This is a genomic window from Tritonibacter sp. SIMBA_163, assembly GCF_046535935.1.
GTDB classification, from domain to species: Bacteria; Pseudomonadota; Alphaproteobacteria; order Rhodobacterales; family Rhodobacteraceae; genus Epibacterium; species Epibacterium scottomollicae.
This window is the reverse complement of record NZ_JAWJBP010001076.1, coordinates 1-245: the sequence shown is the minus strand read 5'-3', so window position 1 is coordinate 245 and position 245 is coordinate 1. Positions and strand designations below refer to the sequence as shown.

General features: G+C 71.0%; 1 protein-coding gene. It reads right to left on the bottom strand.

Annotated features, from left to right (window positions below):
• Positions 1 to 245: lyase family protein (locus R0J92_RS25650; protein WP_411053765.1), on the bottom strand; the 245-nt coding region annotated here is incomplete at both ends.

Genomic DNA, 245 nt, shown 5'->3' with positions numbered 1-245 from the left:
ACCGAACTGAACGCGCAGCACGTCCGCCCGCATGGCGGCTAATCGCTGCCGTTCGCGCGACAGAGGCCGTGCCCAGGCGAGCACGCGCAGCCCGAAACTCGTCGGTACTGCGGGCTGGGTCCGGGTGCGGGCTAGGCACAGCGTCGCCCGGTGCTGCGCGGCGAGCGCGGCCAGCATTTGAACCACATCACGCAGCCGCCGGTCGATGAGATCGCAAAGGTCGCGCAGCGCCAGCACGCACGCCG